The organism is Sphingorhabdus profundilacus (genome assembly GCF_009769755.1).
Classification (GTDB): Bacteria; Pseudomonadota; Alphaproteobacteria; order Sphingomonadales; family Sphingomonadaceae; genus Sphingorhabdus_B; species Sphingorhabdus_B profundilacus.
Map to the genome: position 1 here is coordinate 636,030 of NZ_SDWJ01000002.1, position 21,792 is coordinate 657,821.

The window sequence follows — 21,792 nt, forward strand, 5'->3', positions numbered from 1 at the left end:
GAGTGCCTCCGTTGACGTCTGTCCCATTTCATCATCCCGAACGGCCGTTGAGCGAGTTTCGACCGCTAAAAGCGCTGCACCATTTCCGTAAATTGATCGCTGACAAAGAAGATACGGAACAGGTGTTCCATATTATCGCCGCGCTTCGCGGACGCAAATTCCGTAATATTGCCAGCCGCTTCTGGTATAGTGAAAAGGGACAGCTGATATTAGCATCGAACCAGCGGCTGATCGATATACTGGACGACCATGCGACACTCAAACAACTTCCGGGTGGTACGGTGGGCCGGGCCTATGTCGACTTCATGGAGCGAGAAGGACTAAGTGCAGCAGGTCTGGAAGCTGAATATGAAAAGTTTACAGGCGCCGGTGTTCGCTTTGAAGACGGGATTGACCACTATGGCGACCGGCTACGTGACACGCATGACATGCTGCATGTGCTAACCGGCTATGGCAGGGACGCTTTGGGCGAACAATGCGTGTTGGCATTTACCTATGCCCAGAACCGCAACCTTGGTGTTGGCTTTATCGCCTATGCAGGCGGGTTCGAATTGAAACGTCGCGTGGCAAGATCAGCCCCGATTATGAAAGCCGTTCATGAAGGTTATCGCATCGGCAATGCCGCCAAAAATATTGTGCACGAAGATATTGTCGCTTTGCTGAAGGAGCCTCTGGCCGACGCACGTAGACGGCTGGGAATTGGCGATCCGATTGCATATCGCGTGGCGCATGAAGCGATGCGTTCTGGCGGGGTCGATCCTTATAATCTTCTGGCGGCACCTGCTTAGGACCTAAAGCCAGCTGGAAATCTGGTCCAATGGCTTTTTTATCGTCGCATGCACCGGCACTGTTGCGTGCGGCGCCGGGTGGCCAACCACAAGAACCATAGCCGGCTTTTCATGGCTTGGCCGTTCGCAAATTTCATTTAAAAATTTCATGGGATTAGGCGTGTGGGTCAAGGTCGCAAGGCCCGCATCATGCAGAGCCGCAATAAGAAAACCTGTCGCGATCCCGACGCTTTCATTCACATAATAATTCTGCTTGTTATCGCCGGGATATAACCCACCGCGACGTTGCCCGAAAATAACGATCAAATAAGGTGCCGTTTCGAGATAGGGCTTCACCTCATCCGTGCCAAGCGGGGCCAAGGCATCAACCCATTCCTGGCTGGCCTTGCCTGCGTAAAATTCGCGTTCCTCTGCCTCTGCCGCTTCCCGCAATGCGCGTTTCCGGTCGGTCGATGTGATAACCGCAAAATGCCATGGCTGGTGATTGGCTCCACTTGGTGCCGTACCTGCAGCCAGTAATGCCGATTCAATTATGTCACGCGAAACTGGCCTGTCGGAAAATTCACGGCAAGTCCGTCTGGATTTAATCGCGTCATAAAATGCCCGCGCCCGCTGTATCCGTTCACCATCCTCATAAGACGGAAGGGCGGAATAAGCGATGGTATCATGCGGCTTCATAACATCTACCTACCCAAAGCTTATGCCTTATGCCAGCCTTCCAGGCCGTGATCACATAATAATCCTCGTCGAGAACTGAGGCTCCTAAATTTGTGCGTTCACAGTCCAGCAGTTAACCTATTTTATCATTGCGATGGCAACCGAAGCCTGAAATTATAAGGACACGGTCGGTCGAAGAAAAAAGCGTGCAGGTTAAAAAACCGCAGCGGTCAGTCATGGAGAATGCGACTTATGCCAGACAGTTTCATCGATGTCCGCAATACCGTCGACTGGATCAACCACCATGAAAATGTGCGTGTTCCGGTAGCAAAAATTCTGACCGTGCGAAATGAAACGCCGGCATCTGCTTCTTTTGCTGGAATGCGGGCAACGGCTGCGCGTTTGCAAAAGATTATTCAAGACGCTTTGGCAGCTGGAAAGCGGATCCGCGCTGTGGGCGCGCATTGGTCATTTTCCGATATACCAACGGCGGCCAATGGGTGGATTGTCGAAACAAACAAATTGGACTGGCGTTTTGCCTTTGTTGCGGGCGATATGCATATTTCGTCGAACGTAACACATGATGAACTTTTGCTTTGCCAGTGCGGGACTTTGGTTGCCCGGATAAACGAGACGCTCGAATCGCCCAATAGCGTATTTCCGAACAGCCAGCGCCGCAAAGCGCTGCGGACATCCGGTGCGAGCAATGGCCAGACGATCGCGGGCGCACTAGGCACAGGTGTACATGGTTCAGCCATTGATGTGGGCGGAATGGAAAGTCAGGTTGTGGGCATACAGCTATTGTCGGCCACCCGCAATTTGTGGATCGAACGCGCCAGCGCGCCAGTCATGAAAGATGGATTTGCCGCCCGATTGGGCGCTGAACTGATCCGGGACGACAATTTATTCGAGGCCGCGATTGTCAGCCTCGGTTCGCTGGGCATCGTCCATGCGGTCATGCTGTGTTCGACGGGCCGATATCTTTTGAACACTTCGCTGCGTCGAATCCGTTATGGCAACATCAAGGCAGCGTTAAACTCGCTCAATTTCCAAGGATCGGGAATTCCTGACGAAACCCGCCGACCCTATTTCTTTCAGGCGATTATGGACCCGGACGATTTGTGGGAAGATGGCGACCGCGCCAAGGTGTTCTGCACCGTTCGTTATAAGGAAGTGTGCCCGCCAAATCATCCCGTCGCATATAATCTCAAAAAGGAAAATAGTGACGGCACGGACCTGCCAAAATTGATTGGCGACATCATATCGCTCAGTCCTGATTTTCGCGATCTTGCCACTTGGCTGTTGATGGAAATCCTGCTGAAAGAACAAAGCGAAATAGGGAAAGCAGATAAGTGGAGGACGCCCGGCCAGACCTACACATTTACCGACGCGCGGCGCGGGGTCGCCAGCAGCGGTTTTGGCGTTCCCCTCGCGCAGGTCAGCAATGCGTTGGCAATCATGGCCGAGGCCTTTCGCGCCCATAAAAAGGCAGGTGTCGTTCTTACCTGCCGATATGTCCAGAAATCGCCCGGCATCCTGTCCTTCACGCGCTATGACCCAACGTGCGTCATCGACATTGACGGCATCGATTCTCAGGCAACGCAGAAATTGATCAAATTGGTCGCGCAACGGTTCGAGGCGGCGGGTATGCCATTCACCATGCATTGGGGCAAAACCAACCATCTGACCAAAGCCCGGGTGCGCGCAGCCTTTGGTGGAAATGTCGACCGCTGGATTGTTGCACGGCGGACCCTATTGCCGGACCAGGCAGAGCGTGATGCCTTTTCCAATGACTTCATCGATGCGGTGGGGTTGAATGCCTAACGTCGGTCTTTGCGGATCATCAGCTTCAGGCCCGACCAAATCGCATCGACCGCGCAGACCTTGACATCGACCAGATCGCTGCTGGGTAAGATGACTGCGCGGATAGTGTCTTCGGTGATGTCGGTGGCGACCTTTGCTGCCTTTTTCGGCCAGCTAACCCAGATAAAGCCCGCAGGGTCAATGACCTTGCGGAGCGCCTCAAGTTTTTCCGCCAAGGCTATTCTGTCAGTCACAAATAAGTGCGCTGCAAAAACACCTGCTGTAGGGACCAGCTCTTCGGAAAACTTCAGCCCTGCCTCGGCAATTTCCGCGCGGACGCTATCGGGCATGGAATCAAACCACACGCGCATCCCGTCTTTATAGCCCAGTTTTTGAACCAATGGTTTGCCGGAATATCCTGTGATCATGACTAGGATAATCCGGTGGGGGTATTCATTGTTCCATCCACTCTTTGAAGAAGCTGTCATGCGCCGCCCGCAGATCGGCCAATTCAACGTCGGCGACCCTGCTTCCATCCACAGTGCCGATTGGCATAGCATTTGGCAAAGTTACCCCTCGCGGCGTGGTCAAAACATAGCGACCCTGATCCTCACCAAATGCCTGAACCGTGTTGTGCACCGCCGAAAGCGTACAGCCTTTTTTGCCCGCCAGCGCCATCTCCGTCAGCGCAACCAGAAGGCCGCCGTCGCTGACATCGTGGACCGCGTTTACCGTGCCGCTCGCTACAAGCTGCCGCACCTGCCCGCCCAGCTGCCGCTCCTGCTCCAGGTCGACCGCCGGGGCATCGCCATCTTCGCGTCCGGCAATTTCACGCAGCCATAGCGACTGACCAAGATGCGCGCCTTGTTGGCCCAAAAGCCATATGACATCGCCCTCCGTTTTGAACCCGATTGTTGCCATCTTGCTCACATCTTCGAGCACACCCACGCCGCCGATCGCGGGTGTCGGTAAAATCGCGCTGCCACCACCGGTCGCCTTGCTTTCATTGTAGAGGCTCACATTGCCCGACACGATGGGGTAATCGAGCGCGCGGCAGGCGTCGGCCATGCCCTCCAAACACCCGACAATCTGTGCCATGATTTCGGGCCGCTGCGGGTTGGCGAAGTTGAGGCAGTTGGTAATGGCCAGCGGCGTGGCACCCACGGCACAGATGTTGCGATAGGTCTCGGCCACCGCCTGCTTGCCGCCTTCGTACGGGTCGGCGTAGCAATAACGCGGCGTGCAGTCAGTGCTCATCGCCAGCGCGCGGTTGGTGCCGTGAATACGGACCACGGCTGCGTCGCCGCCAGAAAGCTGCGCCGTGTCGCCGCCCACCTGGCTATCATATTGCTGCCAGATCCAAGCGCGCGAAGCGAGATCGGGACAGGCCATCAATTTGAGCAAATCCGCACCAATGTCGGTGCTTTCCGGGATGTCGCCGAGCGGTTTGACCTTGGCCCACGCCTTATACTCTTCCTTCGACGCGGCAGGCCGGTCATAAAGCGGCGCGTCTTCGGCAAGCGGGCCGAGCGGGATATCGCACACGACCTCGCCCTTCCATGTCAGCACCATATGGCCGGTGTCGGTAACCTCACCGATCACTGCAAAATCAAGTTCCCATTTGTCGAAAATGGCCTTGGCAAATTCCTCGCGGCCCGGCTTGAGGACCATCAACATGCGTTCCTGACTTTCGGACAGCATCATTTCATAAGGCGTCATGCCTTCCTCGCGGCACGGAACCTTGTCCATGTCGAGAATGATTCCGGCCTTGCCATTGGTCGCCATTTCGACGCTGGAGCTGGTCAGTCCTGCCGCACCCATATCCTGAATCGCGACAATCGCGTCCGACGCCATCAATTCAAGGCAAGCCTCGATCAGCAGTTTTTCGGTGAACGGATCGCCGACCTGCACCGTGGGCCGCTTTTCTTCGGTATCTTCGCCAAAGTCGGCTGATGCCATCGTCGCACCATGGATGCCATCGCGGCCCGTCTTGGAACCTACATAGACGATGGGGTTCCCCACGCCCGTTGCCGCCGAATAGAAAATCTTGTCTTGGTCAGCGATGCCCACGGTCATGGCGTTGACCAGAATATTGCCGTCATAAGCGGGGTGAAAATTGGTTTCACCGCCCACAGTGGGCACACCAACGCAATTGCCGTAACCGCCGATCCCTGCAACCACACCCTGCACCAGATGCTTCATCTTGGGATGGTCGGGCCGCCCGAAACGCAGCGCATTCAGGTTGGCCACAGGACGCGCGCCCATGGTGAACACATCGCGCAAGATTCCGCCGACGCCTGTGGCTGCACCCTGATAGGGTTCGATGTAACTGGGATGGTTATGCGATTCCATTTTGAAGATCGCGGCAAGCCTGGTGCCGTTCGGCCCATCGCCAATGTCGATAACGCCGGCATTTTCGCCGGGGCCACAAATGACCCATGGCGCAGTCGTTGGCAGTTTTTTCAAATGGATGCGCGAGGATTTGTAGGAGCAATGCTCCGACCACATCACTGAGAATATGCCCAATTCCACCAAATTGGGTTCGCGCCCCATCGCATGTAGGATGCGCGCATATTCTTCTTCATTCAGACCATGGTCGGCAACGATTTGGGGTGTGATCTCGGACATGGTTGCGCCTTAGCGAGGGTGCAAGATTTTGGCCAGTGGCTTTGGCTCGTTTCAGGGGCTCGTTTCAGGCAGAAGCGCTGCTGGCCGTCCACCAGGACGCCAAGGTTACAAGACCGAACGCCACAAAGGCCAAAAGGCTGGTTCCCAAGCTGACCTCGGGTTCGACCGGACCGAACCAGTTTATCGCCTGAAAGGCGAGCAGTAATGCGGCGAGAACGAGCAGGGGCAGCCGCTTGGGCTTTGCTCTGAGCGCAAAGAACCACAAGGCACCAAATGTGAGTACGAGTTCCAACGGCATTTCGATGGCTGGATGGTTCCAAAGCCCAAAACCCAACTTCGGCTCGCGCCCCGCCAGTGTCAAATCGGGTACATGGACAAGCAGATCCAGAAACCAGTGGGACTGAACCACCAAAGCGGCGATGACCGCCGCAGATTGGTTGCGACTAAAGGCATAGACAAGCATGCCAAATCCAGCAGCCCAGATCGACGATCCCAGCAGACTATGCGTAAAGGGCATATAATAAAGATCCATGGGGTTCATCGCCGATATGCCCGGTGTCACCCGCATCGCCTCTATCCCGAATATCAGAAGCAGGAAAAAGGCCCAGTCAACCAGTTGCGCCGCAATGAAAAGGACGGGCAGGCTCGGTGCATTTTTAGAAGTTGCTACGACCAAGGCGGGTGCCCAGTGACCGATAAACATACAGATACCCCTCCCACCGCAAAATAAATGGGCGCTGGTATTGCTACCAGCGCCCACTGCGTCTGATGTTGGAAGTCCTTGGCCACAAGGGCCATTCTTTCCGCTTTCTGACGTCCGGTTCCCCAACCTGACCCGAAAGCCCTATTGGTTCGCCTTGGCACTTTGGGTGTCCCACCCGGCGTTGCGTCACTTTCATGATGCCGCACTTGATGTTCGTTTTCTTTGTGCCCGCCGCCTCTGCCACATTTCCTTGGTCTTGCGACCAGGCTGCCGGCTGATTTGGCGATCCTGCATTTCCTCTGTTCCGCTCCACTTTCCCGTTTCCGGTTCGGTTTTGCATCTTAGCGGTCTTGCCTGATGACCTTAAGGTGTCATGACATTCCGAGTCGCACAAAGGGGAAAAAGGTAACTTATCCACAGCCGAGCCAATTCATGGTGGACAAAATGGAGAACAAGTCAAACGCCCCAACGAATACGGCCCCCACGCGGTGCATGGAGGCCGTTCGTTTCAACCGGGGGCGAGGGAGAGAGGAGGAGAGTGCCCGCCGGTTAAAGTGCGTTTCAGCAATTTCTTGCCGTCGACAGGTTGGATAATCTCCAGTTGCTTTTGCTGCAATTGCGAAAAGAAAAGGGCCAGTTGCATCTTTTGCAACTGGCCCCAATGCCGTAACGGAAGGTTGTAATCAGGGTGCGATGCCATTGCCCGGCAAACTGGAATAGGCAATCCCGCCATCGCACGCCAGTGTGTCGCCAACGATATAGTCGCCGGAACGTGCTGCCAAAAAGATCGCGAGTCCGGCCATGTCTTCGGGCGTTCCGATTCGCGGAAAAGGAATATTCTTGGCAACAGCATCGGCATGATCACGCGCGGCCTTGTTCATTTCCGACTGGAAAGCGCCGGGCGCGATACCGCTCACCAAGATGTTATCCTTGACCAGTTCTGCGGCCAAACGGCGGGTCAGGTGAATAACGGCTGCTTTTGAAGCCTGATAAGCATAGGTCTGCCACGGGTTGATCTTGATACCATCAATCGATGCAATATTGATAACCTTGCCGGGCCGTTCAAAGGTCGCTGCCTTCTTCATCAACGGATGCAACGCCTGTGTCAGGAAGAACAGGCCTTTGACGTTCAAATCCATCACCCGGTCCCATTGCGCGTCTGTGACGGTTCCGAAATCCGCCCCCCAGGCTGCGCCAGCGTTATTCACAAGGATATCAACTTTTTCTTCGCGCTCGGCAATTTGCGCCGCCAAGGCATTGCACCCTTCAACTGTCGAAAGATCGCTTGGCAGGCCAATTACCCTGTCGCCATATTCAGCGACAGTCGCTTCGATCTGGTCAACCTTACGCGCGCTAATGTAAATACGCGCGCAGCCTGCATTCAAATAGCCTTCGACAATCATCTTGCCGATCCCGCGGGAGCCGCCAGTAACAACCGCGACGCGGTCATTGAGGCTGAAAAGAGTCTGTAAATCCATGTAATTTCTCCTTCAAGTCCCCCTCCCGTTTACGGAAGGGGGTTTACTCAATAACCGTTCATCGTCGCCACGCGGTCGGCGTGATAATAAGCGTCGCCGAAAAACTCGTTCAGGCTCCGGTCGCGCTTCATATAGAGGCCGATATCATATTCATCGGTCATGCCGATACCGCCATGCATCTGCACCCCTTCGCGCACGGCAAGATTGCAGGCTAGGCCCGCCTTTGCCTTTGCGGCGGCCACATAAAGCTCCGCTTTGGCATGGCCATCGTCCATCAAGGACTGCGCCTTCAGCACGATGGAACGCGCGCCCTCCATCTCGCCATAAAGATGCGCGGCGCGGTGCTGCAAAGCCTGAAATTCGCCGATGACGCGATCAAATTGCTTGCGGGTTTTCAGATATTCAAAGGTCATATCCATCGCACCGGAACCGACACCCACCATTTCGGCGGCGGCCCCCACACGGCCCGCGTCGAGCAATTTGCCCAAAACCGACCAGCCGCCGTCGACTTCCCCGATAACAGCATCCGCATCCACCTGTATGCCATCCAGTGTCACATGCGCGGCCATGGCCGAATCGACCAGCCGTGCGGCCTCCATCGACATTCCGGCCGCGCCCTTTTCGACCGCGAACAGGGTCAGCCCGTCCGTCTCGCCAGCCGCACCTGCTGTGCGGGCTGCCACGATCAACATGTCGGACGACGTCCCCTGCAAGACGAATTGCTTATGGCCCGACAGCTTGAAGCCATTGCCGCTACGTTCTGCCTTGCAGGCGATTTTTTCAGGCCGGTGCTTGACGCCTTCATCGATGGCGAGGCCGATAACCGTTTCCCCTGCCAGGATGCCGGGAAACCAGCGTTCGCGCATGCCCTTGTCCGCCAGCTTCAATGCCTCGACTGCCGCGACGGAGGTAGAAAGAAATGGTGAGGGTGACAGATTGCGCCCGATTTCTTCAAGTACGATACCGGCTTCGATATGTCCCATGCCCATGCCGCCATCGGCTTCGGGAATCAGAATTCCGGTAAAACCCATTTCGGCAAATTGCTTCCACAAATCATGGCTGAAACCATCCTTGCAACCCATGTCGCGAAACTTGCGAAAATGGGTGACAGGCGCTTCGCTGGCCATGAAATCGCGCGCGCTGTCGCGGAGCATGGTCTGGTCATCGTTCAATGTCATCGCCATATTATTCAATCCTTCAATTCCCCTCCCGCCCGCGGGAGGGGTTAGGGGAGGGTGAGATTGCGTCGGTCGTGGCCCTCCCCCGGCCCCTCCCGCAGGCGGGAGGGGAGCTAAGCTCCCGGCATTTCAAGAATGCGTTTGGATACGACATTCAGCATAACCTCACTGGTACCGCCTTCGATCGAGTTCGCCTTGGTCCGCAACCAATTGCGCGCCTTCGACCCTCCATTGGAGCGCTCGCTCTCCCATTCCAGTGCCTGACTTCCGCCAATCGACATCACCAGTTCGTTCCGTTTCTTATTCAGTTCGGTGCCGACATATTTCATCAAATTGGAATAGGCAGGATGCGCCTTGCCGGTTTTCCATTCGTCCATGAACCGTTCGCCATGGGCGCGGAAGGTCAGGTTGTCGACGTCGAACAGCGCCATTTGGGCGCGCAGTACAGGCTCCTCGGCCAGCACTGCTTTCATCGCGGCACCGATGGAGGTTACGCCGCCATCGCCGCCCATTCCCGAAATCATCTCACGCTCATGCCCGAGCAGATATTTCGCAACGTCCCATCCGCGATTCAGTTCGCCCACAATCTGGTGCTTGGGCACAACAACATTGTCGAAGAAGGTTTCACAAAAAGGCGAATTGCCTGAAATCAGTTTGATGGGCTTTGTTGAAACGCCCGGCGTTTCCATATCGAACAACAGGAAGCTGATTCCCTGATATTTGTTCGTCTTGTCGGTACGGACAAGACAGAAAATCCAGTCGGCCTGATCAGCATAAGAGGTCCAGATTTTCTGGCCATTGACGACCCAATGGTCGCCCTTGTCCTCACCATAGGTTTGCATCGACACAAGGTCGCTGCCCGATCCCGGCTCGGAATAGCCTTGGCACCAACGGATTTCGCCGCGCGCGATCTGGTTCAGATAATGCACCTTCTGTTCTTCGGTACCGAATTGCAGCAATGCAGGCCCGAGCATCCAGATGCCGAAGCTGTTCAGCGGGCTGCGGCAGCCCAGCTTTGCCATTTCCTGACGCAGAACCTTGGCCTCCTGAGGGCTGAGACCGGCTCCGCCATAAGCCTTGGGCCAATCGGGAACGGTGTAACCTTTGGCGGCGCAGCGCTCCATCCAGAGTTTCTGGGCTTCACTCTGGAACTTGAAATTACGGCCGCCCCAGCAGACATCTTCATCCCCTTTGACCGGGGTACGCATTTCAGGCGGGCAGTTTTCTTCCAACCAGGCGCGCGCTTCCGCGCGGAAAGTTTCAAGTTCGGACATGGCGCTCTCCAATTAATTGCTTGGCTAAATTTTGGGCTTTAGCGCGAGGAAAGGCAAGCGCTTATCAAAGAGCGATGTATGCCGTAACGTCAAAAGCGTGCCAATTGACAGGCCGGGGCGCAAGCCTAGCATAGTCGCCTGTTAGAGGAGTATAAGGACATGCGATTCGTCGCCAGAAGAACGTTTTCGCGCGCCGTATGACAAGCTCCAAAAGCCTTCCATCGTCGTTGAAGATATTCCATGGCCTGGGCGCGGTTGCTTATGGAATCAAAGATAACGGATTTTCCGTCTTCCTGCTGATTTTCTACAATCAGGTTATGGGGCTGGATGCGGGCCTTGTGGGTACCGTCATCATGGCCGCGCTGATTTTTGATGCATTGGCCGATCCGGTGATTGGCGAACTGAGTGACCGGACACAAAGCCGTTGGGGGCGAAGGTTGCCGTGGCTTTATTCAGCAGCCATTCCGGTTGGCGTGGCTTGGATGTTATTATGGCATCCCCCCGCTTTGAGTGAAACCGGCTTGCTCCTTTGGTTATTTGCGACAGCCATTCTTGCCCGATTTCTGATTGCGATGTGCGAAATTCCATCAATCGCACTGGTTCCCGAAATCACCTCCGACTATGATGAGCGCACGGTGCTGATGCGCTATCGTCTGCTCTGTGCCTGGGGCGGGGGATTGTTCATTCTTATTCTGGCCTATGGCGTGTTTTTTACCGACGCAAAGGGCGTTGGCGATCCTGAAGGCTATGATGCATTTTCATTATGCGGCGCGCTGATCATGACCGGATCAGTGCTTTTTTCGGCTTTGGCACAGCATCCTTATGTCGCCCGGCAATCGCCCGCCGCTCGCCCCGCGCACAGTTTACGGCAGGCATTGTTTGAAATGCGCGAAACATTATCCAACCGTGCATTCGTCATTCTGGCCTGTGCGGCATTATTTGGCCTGATCAACCAAGGCATGACTTTCGCGCTCAGCAATTACCTGCTGAGCTATGTTTGGCAGTTGGAGCGTATGGAGTTTCTCTATTACGGACTGGTCCTGTTTTTAGGTGTCGTTCTTGCATTTTTCATCGTTCCTTCGGTTTCGCGAAAAATGGGCAAGAAAAATGGTGCAATACTGCTGGCCATTGTGACTTTATCGGCCAACACAGCGCTGTATTGCTGCTGGCTGTTCGACATGGTGCCAGGCGGTATGGCTAATCCGCAGCCTATATTCATGTTCGGTTTTACGATTTTTGCCAACAGTGCTGCCATTGGTATGATGATCCTGACCAATTCCATGTTCGCCGATGTGGTCGAGGCATCCGAGGCCGAAACCGGCAGACGGTCAGAAGGGCTGTTTTTCGCAGGTTACTTCTTCACGCAAAAATGCGCGGTCGGGATCGGAACTTTTATCGCCGGGATGATTTTGACATTTTCCGCCTTTCCAGAAAAGGCCGTGGCAGGCCAGATCGATATCGCAATACTCCATAACTTCGCATTATTTTATATGCTCGCGCTTCTGGTTATCGGGTTTATCGGCATATCCATCTTGCGGCACTTCCCAATTTCGCGCGAAAGTCACAATGAACGCTTGCGTGTCTTGAACACAGCAGCAGAGTCTGCCAGTTAACCGGTCAATTAAAATTTAGCAGAGGATGATAGATTATGGATTTCGATCTCACTGAAAAGCAAACCTATTGGCGGGACCGTATCCGCGAGCATAACGAGCGCTTCATCCGCCCACGCGTCGCCGATTATTATGCCGAGCAGGCAACGGGCGGTCGTTGGAAAGTCCTGCAGGTTGTGGAAGAGGAAAAGGCGCGCGCCAAGGCAGCAGGCCTTTGGAACCTGTTCATGCCCCCCGGATCGGGCCGTCCGCATGTCGACGATAGCGTTCATTTTGAAGGCCCCGGCCTTACAAATATGGAATATGCCTTGTGCGCCGAAGAAATGGGCCGGATAGGCATGGCGTCCGAAGTTTACAACTGTTCTGCCCCGGACACCGGAAACATGGAGGTGTTCCTGCGTTACGGCAGCGCGGAGCAGAAGCAGAAATGGATGATCCCGTTGATGAACGGCGAAATCCGCTCGGCCTTTTTGATGACCGAGCCTGCAGTTGCGTCGTCGGATGCCACCAATATCGAAACCTCGATTCGCCGCGAAGGCGACGAATATGTGCTGAACGGTGTGAAATGGTGGTCCTCGGGTGCCGGAGACCCGCGCTGCAAAATCGCAATCGTGATGGGCAAGACTGATTTCGAAGCCAAACGGCACGCGCAACAGTCGATGGTGTTGATGGAACTGGATGCCCCGGGCGTGAATATCCTGCGCCATCTGCCCGTGTTCGGATATGACGATGCACCGCATGGCCATATGGAAATCGAACTGAAGGATGTCCGCATTCCTGCTTCCAATATGCTGCTTGGCGAAGGCCGTGGTTTCGAGATCGCGCAGGGCCGCCTCGGGCCGGGCCGTATCCACCATTGTATGCGTACCATTGGCACCGCCGAAGAAGCACTCGAAAAAATGTGCAAGCGTCTGCAAAGCCGCGTCGCGTTCGGCAAGACCATTGCCGAACACAGCCTATGGGAAGAACGCATCGCACGCGCGCGTATCGACATCGAAATGACCCGCCTGCTGTGCCTGAAGGCCGCCGATATGATGGACAAGGTCGGCAATAAAGCAGCCGCAGCCGAGATAGCGATGATAAAGGTTCAGGCGCCCAATATGGCGTTGAAAATCATCGATGATGCCATTCAGGCGCATGGCGGTGGCGGCGTTTCCAACGACTATGGCCTTGCTTATGCCTATGCCGGACAGCGAACCTTGCGGCTGGCCGATGGTCCAGATGAAGTACATGCAAGAGCCATTGCACGTATGGAACTGGGTAAACATGGCGGACGTGGCAAAGATGGCATGTCGAGCGGCGACATCGGGGTTTCCCGGTGAAAGCAGCCGTTCTGATCGAAGCGGGTAAACCGCTTCAAATTGAGCAGGTCAATATATCAAGCCCCGGGCCGCATGAGGTGCTGATCCGCACCGCGGCCTGCGGGCTTTGCCACAGCGACCTGCACTTTATCGAAGGCACCTATCCACACCCCTTGCCCGCCATCCCCGGGCATGAGGCGGCGGGTATTGTCGAGGCGGTGGGCAGCGAAGTTCGCACTGTTAAAGTCGGCGATGCCGTCGTCACCTGCCTTTCCGCCTTTTGCGGCCATTGCGAATATTGCGTAACCGGGCGGATGTCGTTGTGCCTGGGCGGCGACACCCGTCGCAAAGCAGGGGATGCCCCGCGTCTCACACGGCCTGATGGGAGCATCATGAACCAGATGCTCAATCTGTCTGCCTATGCCGAAATGATGCTGGTCCACGAACATGCCTGTGTTGCAATCAACCCCGAAATGCCTCTGGACAAGGCATCGGTCATTGGCTGCGCTGTGACCACAGGTGCCGGAACAATTTTCAACGCCTGCAAAGTGACACCCGGCGAAACTGTCGCGGTTATCGGTTGTGGAGGTGTTGGCCTTGCTACCATCAATGCAGCGAAAATTGCAGGCGCAGGCCGAATTATCGCGGCAGACCCTATTCCAGAAAAGCGCGCCCTGGCCCTGAAACTTGGTGCAACCGATGTTGTCGATGCCATGGCCGACAATGCAGCGGCACAGATTCAGGAGCTGACCAAAGGCGGTGTCGATCACGCCATTGAGGCAGTCGGCAGACCTGCGTCGGGCGAATTGGCCGTTAAATCGCTAAAACGCGGTGGCACCGCCACCATTCTTGGCATGATGCCGCTATCTCATCATGTTGGTCTGTCCGCGATGGACCTTTTGTCCGGCAAGAAGCTGCAAGGTGCCATCATGGGTGGCAACCGTTTTCCTGTCGATATTCCGCGCCTCGTCGATTTCTATATGCGCGGGTTGCTTGATCTCGACAGCATCGTTTCCGAAACGATTCCACTGGAACGCATAAATGAAGGCTTTGACAAAATGAAACGCGGCGACGCGGCGCGTTCGGTCATCGTATTTGACCAATGACTGAACTTACCCCCATTGACGCACAGACCGCATTTTCCGGCACCGTAGCCCCGACCGGCGCGGATAGGTTGGACGAGGTTAAACTTGCCGAATGGATGTCGGCCAATGTTGCCGGTTTTGAAGGACCGGTGGAAGCATTGAAATTTGCCGGCGGTCAGTCAAATCCGACTTACAGGCTGAATGCCACAAGCGGCTCTTATGTGCTCCGGCGTAAGCCCTTGGGCGTTTTGTTACCCAGCGCGCATGCGGTGGACCGGGAATTTAAGGTCATTGCCGGATTGCATCCAACGGGATTTCCGGTGGCAAAGCCTTATGGCTTGTGCACCGATGAAAGCGTGATCGGTACCATGTTCTACATCATGGATATGGTCGAAGGCCGCACCATCTGGGACGGCGCGATGCCCGGGTCGAACCCTGCCGAACGCAAGGCAACTTACGAGGCTATGATCGACACGTTGGCGGGGTTGCATAATGTCGACGTCGAGGCCGCAGGCTTGTCCGATTTCGGCAAGCCCGGCAATTATTTTGGCCGACAGGTCGAACGCTGGACGAAACAATATCGCCTCGCCGAAACCGAAGTGATGCCGGAAATGGAGCGATTGATCGAATGGCTGCCCAAGACCCTGCCTGAACAGACGCGAACCAGCGTCGTGCATGGCGACTATCGTATCGACAATATGATTTTCGACGCCAAGGAACCTGTCGTCCGGGCTGTGCTCGATTGGGAATTGTCGACTTTGGGCGACCCCCTTGCCGACTTCACCTATGTCGCCATGGCATGGGTCACGCAGAACGAAGGGCGGTCGGGTGTTATGGATCTGGATCGCACCGCGCTCGGCATTCCGGAACTCGACGCGATGGTCGAACGCTATTGCGCCGCCACGGGCCGCGATGGTGTGCCCGATATGAACTGGTATTTCGCCTATAATTTCTTCCGGCTTGCCGGGATTATCCAAGGCATCAAAAAGCGGGTAATCGACGGCACCGCCAGCTCGTCCCACGCACAGACGATGGCAGAACGTGTGTTCCCGCTGGCAGAATCTGCGTGGAGGTTTGCGGAGAAAGCCGGCGCTTAGGGTCAGGACCTAGTTTTGCGAAGTAAAGGAGAAGAAGATGTCGCTATTCGACATGACCGGCCAAGTGGCCGTCATCACCGGTTCATCACGCGGGATCGGAAAGGCGATTGCATGGGAAATGGCCGAACAGGGCGCCAAGGTCGTTATTTCCAGCCGCAAGCTCGATATCTGCGAAGAAGTTGCGGCCGATATCAACGGCAAATATGGCGAAGGCACCGCCATTGCTATCGCCGCCAATATTTCGTCGAAGGAAAGCCTCCAAAATCTGGTTGATGAAACGCGCAAAGCTTTTGGCAAAATCACGGCCCTAGTCTGCAATGCGGCATCAAATCCTTATTATGGCCCGATGGCCGACATTCCGGACGAAGCGTTCCATAAAATTCTGACCAATAATATCGTCGCCAACAACTGGCTGATTTCCATGGTCGTACCGGAAATGGTGGAGCGCGGGGAAGGTTCCGTGACGATTATTTCGTCTATCGGCGGCCTGAAAGGCTCTTCGGTGATCGGTGCCTATTGCATTTCCAAGGCGGCCGATATGCAGCTCGCCCGTAATCTGGCAGACGAATATGGCCCCAAGGGCGTGCGGGTGAACTGCATAGCGCCGGGGCTGATCAAGACCGATTTTGCCAAGGCATTGTGGGACGATCCGGCAACGCTGAAACGGTCCACGGCGACCGCGTCGCTCAAACGAATTGGCGAACCGCATGAAATTGCAGGCGCGGCGGTTTTTCTGGCATCGCCAGCAGGGGCGTTTATGACGGGTCAGACAATGGTGATCGACGGTGGCGTCACCAGCAGTGGTGGAGGAGTAGGCTAATGGGTGCTTTGGACGGCAAAATTGCCATCATAACTGGCGCAGGATCAGGTATTGGCCGCGCATCGGCTCTACGTTTTGCTGCTGAAGGCGCCAAAGTCGTTTTGGGCGATATGGCTGCATCGGTGGATGACACTGCTGAAATGATCGGCGCAGCGGCAACCGCTGTGCAAATGGACGCAGGCGATGAAGCCGATGTCTCCGCCCTAGTCGCCAAGGCAATCGAATTGCATGGACATCTTGATATCGCCTTTGCCAATGCCGGAATCTCCGGCGGTATGGAGGGTATCTTCGATAACACGGTCGAGAATTTCACCAGCGTTTTGCGGGTGAACCTTATCGGTCCCTGGCTGATGGTCAAGCATGCAGGCAAAGCTATGGTTGACGCCGGACATGGCGGTTCGATCATCCTGACCGCCAGCGTCGCCGGTATCCGTTCCGGTGCGGGCGGACCACCTTATTCAGCTTCCAAGGCAGGTGTTATCAATCTGGCCAAGGTTTCGGCGCAGCAATTATCAGGCACCAACGTCCGCTGCAACGCAATCTGCCCAGGTCTCACTGAAACCGGCATGACCAAACCGACATTTGATTATGCGAAGGAAAAGGGCGTCACCGACAAAATCGGTCGTCTCAACCCCCTGCGCCGGGGCGCGCAACCCGAGGAGCTTGCCAATGTAGCACTGTTCCTTGCCAGCGATCAGGCAAGCTATGTCAACGGACAGGCTATTGCGGTTGACGGCGGCCTTTCAAGCTCCCATCCGGTAACCCGGCAATTGACAGGACAAACAGCAGTATGAGCGCGGACGAACTCGGATTTCTGCCGGACCGGCTGGCCCGTATACCGGAATTTGTGCAAGCAAATTATCTCGACAACGGGAAACTGCCTTTTGCGTCGCTGCTGGTCGGTCGCGGCGATGATATTGCGCTCAACTGGAATTCAGGCGTCGCCGATGACGCCATATTCCGCATTGCGTCGATGACCAAACCGGTCACTTCAGTGGCGTTTATGCAGTTGGTCGAACAGGGCAAGGTGGCTCTCACCGATCCAGTGGCCAAATATATACCGGAATTTGCCAAGCTCGGCGTCTTTGTAGCCGGCGGTGGCAATGTGCCGTTCGTGTCACGCCCGCCCGCATCGCCCATGCGGATCGTGGATATCCTGCGCCACACAGCTGGATTCACCTACAGCTTTCAGGAACGCAGCAATATTGACGCGGCCCATCGCAAGACGGACCTCGAAAGCTGGACCCGCAATACATCGCAAAGCTTTATCGACACACTGGCCCAAATACCTTTGGAGTTCGACCCGGGAACCGAGTGGAACTATTCGGTTGCGACCGATATTCTCGGGATATTGGTCGAACGGATTAGCGGCCACACGCTGGCGGAGTATTTCCAGCACCAGATTTTTCAGCCACTAGGAATGAATGATACGTTCTTCACAGTGCCTGCGGACAAGGCTGGACGCTTGCCGGAAGCCTATGTTTTCGACGCAGAGACGAAGTTAAAGCTATCCGACAAAGCGGGCAGCGACAGTCTTTGGGCCAAAGGCTGGTCATTCAATTCCGGCGGCGGTGGCTTGGCTTCGACGGTTGCGGACTATCACCGTTTTTGCCGCATGCTCTTAAATGGCGGCGCACTGGACGGTGTCCAAATCATCAGCCCCAAAACATTGGAATTGATGACCGCCAATCACCTTCCCGGCGGCAGGGATTTGACCCAGATGTCAAAGTCGCTGTTCAGCGAAGCAGACATGGCGGGCATCGGCTTTGGCCTTGGCTTTGCCACAACCATCGACAATGCGGCAACATTGGTTCCCTGCTCGAACGGTGACTTTTATTGGGGCGGAATGTATTCCACCGCCTTCTTCGTGGACCCGGTTGAAGATATCATCATGATCTTCATGACTCAACTGATGCCGTCCACCACTTACCCGGTACGGCGCGAAATCAAAACGATGATCTATTCGGCCCTTGCCGCCTGAAGCATTGCGATAGCCCGCCGGGTCGATGCGACGTAACTGCCGCGGTCATATCGGTAGGTACCGATATAGTGGATGAAGGCCGGGTCCGGCGGCAAGTCCTCTTCCCAATGGTTGGTATAGCGGTCATAGGGTAGCTGGATCGGATCCGGATCGTTGGCGATCACAAAGTTGGACGCGGCTTGCTCGCTGCCCCATTCGCTAAAGCGGGGACCCACGGCGCGGCCAGCATCCTGGGCAAAGCGCTCAGCCATGGCACGACCGTCGGCTGATCGCGCAAATCCGGCAAAGCCCGCGCAGCCGCGAATGTATTTTAGGCCGGCGGCACCCCGCACATCACGCAAGGACGCTTCAATAACAGATTGGATATGCGGATAGATCGGGCCATCGGGATAGATCGTGTCGACCATCTTCGGGATGGTCATGAAACCATGTTGAACGTCCTCCAACCCGCCGCCAAGGGTGAAGCTGCGGTTCGCATCGATGGCTGCCACAATTTCGGGCACCGGGCCCAGCGTGACGGTATCGGAGTCCAGCTGGATAACATAATTGCCACGCCGCAAATCCAATATGGCCAACAGCCGTTCCCAGCAATTGCCTTTGGGGCAAGGGGCGGTGGAGATATCGGCAATGGTCAATATCGGTGGATTGCCACAATGGTAAGCCAGATGCGCCTTGTCAGCCGTTGTTAGTGTGCCGTCATCTAGAAGCATGATCCGGCCCCTCTGCAATTGAGCATGGATCGATTTGACCGCAACCAGATAGGGTAACAAGACGGCCGTGCCGATCATCGAAAACAGAATGACACCGTCGTCGAGCGGCTCAATGGGCGGGGTATCCAATATCGATTGCACCGCACGGCCATGTTGCCACGCACCGATTCTGCGGCCAAATGCCGACCAATATGTTGCGACGGTCATGTCACTTTATTTAAACCGAAGCGATTTCGACTTGATTAACAGGGGACGGTTTTGCCCGAGCGGCGATCAGGCTACCGCATACAATAAACGCCGTGCCGAACAAGACCGGCCATGTCACTGGCTCGGCAAAAAACAACCAGCCGAACAAGGCCGCCCAGACGAAAGCAGTATATTCCACCGGTATCAGAATCTGCGCTTCGGCCCGTGCATAGGCCCAACTTAAAAGCAAAAGCGAAATCGTTGCCAGAGCCGCGGCGCCTGCAAGCATTGGCGCTTTGTCCGCTGGCATCGGTTCTAAAAACCATGGAGCGGCAAAACTCAATGTTACTGCGACAAACAGGTTCTGAAAAAAAGCAATCTCTATTGGTCCTGCCAATTGCGCCTGTTGGCGCGCAAGTATTAGATTATAGGCAAAGATGACAGCTGAGAACAAGACGGCGGCTGCACCCCAAAGATGGCCCATCGTATAGTGCCCGCTCAACCGGCCCACCAAGATAATGGCGACGCCAACCAACCCGGCTAGCGACGCCCAGATGGCCGCGCGCCCGATTTTTTCGCCCAGCAGAACTGCAGCAAGATATAGTGCCACAACCGGCGCGATAAAACTAAGCCCGATGGCTTCGGCTAATGGTAATTTGGTGAGCGACCAGAAAAAGCTGACCGCCATGACGGACACCACCATGCTGCGCCACAGATGCAGCTTCAGCACTGCTTTATCCGGCCATTTCTGACGCATTGCGACAAATAGGATACCCATGAACAGCGCGCCCAGACTGTTGCGCCACATCACCGCATTGAAAGAGCCGAGCGCCAAGGCCAGATCTTTCATCGCAGCATCCATCAGGGAGAATGTCCCTATGCCAGCACAAGCTACCAAAAATGGTATGAAAGGACGAGGGTGCAAACCGGACATAGAGTCGCATTGGGACAGAATGAAAGAAAGCTCAAGACGCTACCAGACCGGCGGGTGAATAACCAACACACTCAATGGATGCGGTTATGCAGCTTCGGCGAGGTGTTTCAGCGCACTTCGGTCATTGATAACCACGCGACGGCGATCTGGCAATGTGATGACCCCGCTCGCTTTAATGCGGGTTAGTTGCCGGCTTACAGTCTCGATGGTCAGCCCCAAAATATCTGCCATCTGCTGGCGATCCATCGGCAATTCAAACTCATCCAGATTTAACACAGGTCCCGAACATCCGTCGGCGCTTAACCGTTCGGATATGCGGATAAGCAGGGTTGCAATCCGCTCTTCGGCGGTCTTCTTGCCAAGCAACATCATCCATTGGCGCGCTTCGTCCAGTTCGATCAGGGTGCGTTGCAAAAGTTTATGCTGCAAGTCCGGGTGTTCTCGTGCGAACTGGTCAAAAGCCGAACGCTGGAAAACGCACACTTCAGCATCGCTTAAAGCGGTCACGCTATAGGGGCTTTCTTTCCCGAAAGGTCGTCCGATAAAGTCGGATTGAAATACGACGCCGACAATCTGTTCGCGACCATCGGCGGTAGACACGCTTAATTTCAAAACACCAGAAATGACGTTGGCAACGACCAGCGCATCATCGCCTTCCCAAACGAGAGTTTGCCCACGGCGCACCGATTGCTTTCTGCCTTTTTGTCCCAGCATAGCCAGCTCGTCAGGTTTTAACCCCGAACAAATGGCCCTGTTGCGGACAACACATTGCGTACAATCGCTCATTCCTTGCGGGTAGCAACTTTCCCGATCTGTGACAAACCGAATTAGCCGAATTCGCGGACCAGCCCTAAAACGGGTTCGGCCCATTCGGGGCGGCAGATCAGAAGGTCGGGCATATAGACGTCGGCCTGATTGTAGACGAGCGGGCTGCCGTCGACCCGGCTGATGTGCAGGCCATAAGCCGCTGCGACGGCTGCGGGCGCGCAGCTGTCCCACTCATATTGGCCGCCGGTGTGCAGATAAATTTCCGCCTCCCCGCGTACAACTGCCATTGCCTTCGCGCCTGCGCTGCCCATGGGTACGAGGTCGGCCCCGATTTTTTCGGCGACCGCCACGGCTTCGGCAGCAGGCCGGGTACGGCTAACCAACATCCGGGGTTTTACGGCCGCAGGGGGCAAGGGCCGGGGCTGATCTGTACGTAAGACCAGAGCAAGTCCAGGAAGCGCAACGGCGCCGATGGTTGGCACGCCGTCTATCGCAAGCGCTACATGCACGGCCCAATCGGTCCGTTCCTCTCCATATTCACGCGTGCCATCGACGGGATCAATGATCCACACGCGCGATCTGGACAGGCGATCGGCATTGTCCTTTTCTTCTTCGGACAATAATCCGTCATCGGGGCGCTGTTCGCGCAACGCGTGGCACAGGAACTGGTTCGCCGTCTGATCGCCTGCTTTGCCCAACGCTTTCAGGCTGAGCAAGCCAGAGGCCCGCACTTCGAGTAACAATCGCCCTGCAACGTCTGCCAGATGCGCTGCCAATTCGCTGTCATTCAT

General features: G+C 55.6%; 21 protein-coding genes. 9 read left to right on the plus strand and 12 right to left on the minus strand.

Annotation, left to right across the window (positions count from 1 at the left end; translation table 11 throughout):
* Window positions 1-11: 11 nt before the first annotated feature.
* Entirely contained in the window at window positions 12-788 is a 777-nt protein-coding gene (locus tag EUU23_RS10855; RefSeq protein ID WP_160354129.1) for a Coq4 family protein, read from the plus strand.
* Between the two features lie 3 nt (window positions 789-791).
* Here the strand turns inward: EUU23_RS10855 and EUU23_RS10860 are convergent, their stop codons facing one another.
* Complete coding sequence (locus EUU23_RS10860) at window positions 792-1,466, minus strand: nitroreductase family protein (protein WP_160354130.1); 675 nt, start codon at window positions 1,464-1,466, stop codon at window positions 792-794.
* Between the two features lie 231 nt (window positions 1,467-1,697).
* On the opposite strand from EUU23_RS10860, the gene EUU23_RS10865 reads away from it, so the two are divergent.
* Window positions 1,698-3,269: an FAD-binding oxidoreductase gene (locus EUU23_RS10865; RefSeq protein WP_160354131.1), complete on the plus strand. Its 1,572-nt coding sequence runs from the start codon at window positions 1,698-1,700 to the stop codon at window positions 3,267-3,269.
* Here the strand turns inward: EUU23_RS10865 and EUU23_RS10870 are convergent.
* From EUU23_RS10870 to EUU23_RS10900, 7 genes are all read right to left on the minus strand, one after another.
* Complete coding sequence (locus EUU23_RS10870) at window positions 3,266-3,676, minus strand: hypothetical protein (RefSeq protein WP_160354132.1); 411 nt, start codon at window positions 3,674-3,676, stop codon at window positions 3,266-3,268. The genes EUU23_RS10865 and EUU23_RS10870 overlap by 4 nt on opposite strands.
* A 25-nt stretch (window positions 3,677-3,701) precedes the next feature.
* Window positions 3,702-5,876, minus strand: coding sequence for a phosphoribosylformylglycinamidine synthase subunit PurL (gene purL / locus EUU23_RS10875; RefSeq protein WP_160354133.1), 2,175 nt, complete (start codon window positions 5,874-5,876; stop codon window positions 3,702-3,704).
* A 64-nt stretch (window positions 5,877-5,940) separates the two neighbouring features.
* Window positions 5,941-6,579: a hypothetical protein gene (locus EUU23_RS10880; RefSeq protein ID WP_160354134.1), complete on the minus strand. Its 639-nt coding sequence runs from the start codon at window positions 6,577-6,579 to the stop codon at window positions 5,941-5,943.
* A gap of 508 nt (window positions 6,580-7,087) precedes the next feature.
* On the minus strand, window positions 7,088-7,279 hold the full coding sequence (locus EUU23_RS10885; protein WP_160354135.1) for a hypothetical protein: 192 nt from the start codon (window positions 7,277-7,279) through the stop codon (window positions 7,088-7,090).
* Window positions 7,263-8,057 (minus strand): SDR family NAD(P)-dependent oxidoreductase, encoded by a 795-nt coding sequence (locus EUU23_RS10890; protein WP_160354136.1) that lies wholly within the window; start codon window positions 8,055-8,057, stop codon window positions 7,263-7,265. The genes EUU23_RS10885 and EUU23_RS10890 overlap by 17 nt, the downstream gene beginning before the upstream one ends.
* Window positions 8,058-8,104: 47 nt before the next feature.
* Window positions 8,105-9,241: an acyl-CoA dehydrogenase family protein gene (locus tag EUU23_RS10895; protein WP_160354137.1), complete on the minus strand. Its 1,137-nt coding sequence runs from the start codon at window positions 9,239-9,241 to the stop codon at window positions 8,105-8,107.
* Window positions 9,242-9,348: 107 nt separating this feature from the next.
* A complete protein-coding gene (locus EUU23_RS10900) occupies window positions 9,349-10,509 on the minus strand; it encodes an acyl-CoA dehydrogenase family protein (protein ID WP_160354138.1) in 1,161 nt (386 codons plus the stop codon).
* A gap of 197 nt (window positions 10,510-10,706) precedes the next feature.
* On the opposite strand from EUU23_RS10900, the gene EUU23_RS10905 reads away from it, so the two are divergent.
* The 7 genes from EUU23_RS10905 to EUU23_RS10935 are packed head-to-tail and all read left to right on the plus strand — an operon-like array spanning window position 10,707 to window position 18,403.
* Window positions 10,707-12,122, plus strand: a complete 1,416-nt coding sequence (locus EUU23_RS10905; RefSeq protein WP_160354139.1) for an MFS transporter — start codon at window positions 10,707-10,709, stop codon at window positions 12,120-12,122.
* 35 nt (window positions 12,123-12,157) lie between these two features.
* Entirely contained in the window at window positions 12,158-13,441 is a 1,284-nt protein-coding gene (locus tag EUU23_RS10910) for an acyl-CoA dehydrogenase family protein (RefSeq protein ID WP_160354140.1), read from the plus strand.
* Window positions 13,438-14,526 carry a zinc-binding dehydrogenase gene (locus EUU23_RS10915; protein WP_160354141.1) on the plus strand — a complete coding sequence of 363 codons (1,089 nt, stop codon included), beginning with the start codon at window positions 13,438-13,440 and terminating at the stop codon, window positions 14,524-14,526. The genes EUU23_RS10910 and EUU23_RS10915 overlap by 4 nt, the downstream gene beginning before the upstream one ends.
* Complete coding sequence (locus EUU23_RS10920) at window positions 14,523-15,602, plus strand: phosphotransferase family protein (protein ID WP_160354142.1); 1,080 nt, start codon at window positions 14,523-14,525, stop codon at window positions 15,600-15,602. The genes EUU23_RS10915 and EUU23_RS10920 overlap by 4 nt, the downstream gene beginning before the upstream one ends.
* 37 nt (window positions 15,603-15,639) lie before the next feature.
* On the plus strand, window positions 15,640-16,422 hold the full coding sequence (locus EUU23_RS10925) for an SDR family oxidoreductase (protein WP_160354143.1): 783 nt from the start codon (window positions 15,640-15,642) through the stop codon (window positions 16,420-16,422).
* The gene (locus EUU23_RS10930) at window positions 16,422-17,216 is read left to right on the plus strand and encodes an SDR family NAD(P)-dependent oxidoreductase (RefSeq protein WP_160354144.1); all 795 of its coding nucleotides are present in this window, start codon (window positions 16,422-16,424) and stop codon (window positions 17,214-17,216) included. The genes EUU23_RS10925 and EUU23_RS10930 overlap by 1 nt, the downstream gene beginning before the upstream one ends.
* Entirely contained in the window at window positions 17,213-18,403 is a 1,191-nt protein-coding gene (locus EUU23_RS10935) for a serine hydrolase domain-containing protein (protein ID WP_160354145.1), read from the plus strand. Before EUU23_RS10930 ends, EUU23_RS10935 begins: the two co-directional genes overlap by 4 nt.
* On the opposite strand, the gene EUU23_RS10940 is transcribed toward EUU23_RS10935, so the two are convergent.
* The 4 genes from EUU23_RS10940 to EUU23_RS10955 all read right to left on the minus strand — a co-directional run bounded on the left by EUU23_RS10940 (window position 18,382) and on the right by EUU23_RS10955 (window position 21,792).
* Window positions 18,382-19,320: a hypothetical protein gene (locus EUU23_RS10940; RefSeq protein ID WP_160354146.1), complete on the minus strand. Its 939-nt coding sequence runs from the start codon at window positions 19,318-19,320 to the stop codon at window positions 18,382-18,384. The genes EUU23_RS10935 and EUU23_RS10940 overlap by 22 nt on opposite strands.
* Window positions 19,321-19,330: 10 nt before the next feature.
* The gene (locus tag EUU23_RS10945) at window positions 19,331-20,233 is read right to left on the minus strand and encodes a DMT family transporter (RefSeq protein WP_160354147.1); all 903 of its coding nucleotides are present in this window, start codon (window positions 20,231-20,233) and stop codon (window positions 19,331-19,333) included.
* Window positions 20,234-20,317: 84 nt separating this feature from the next.
* A complete protein-coding gene (locus EUU23_RS10950) occupies window positions 20,318-21,019 on the minus strand; it encodes a Crp/Fnr family transcriptional regulator (protein WP_160354148.1) in 702 nt (233 codons plus the stop codon).
* A 41-nt stretch (window positions 21,020-21,060) separates the two neighbouring features.
* Window positions 21,061-21,792, minus strand: a complete 732-nt coding sequence (locus EUU23_RS10955; protein ID WP_160354149.1) for a 3'(2'),5'-bisphosphate nucleotidase CysQ — start codon at window positions 21,790-21,792, stop codon at window positions 21,061-21,063.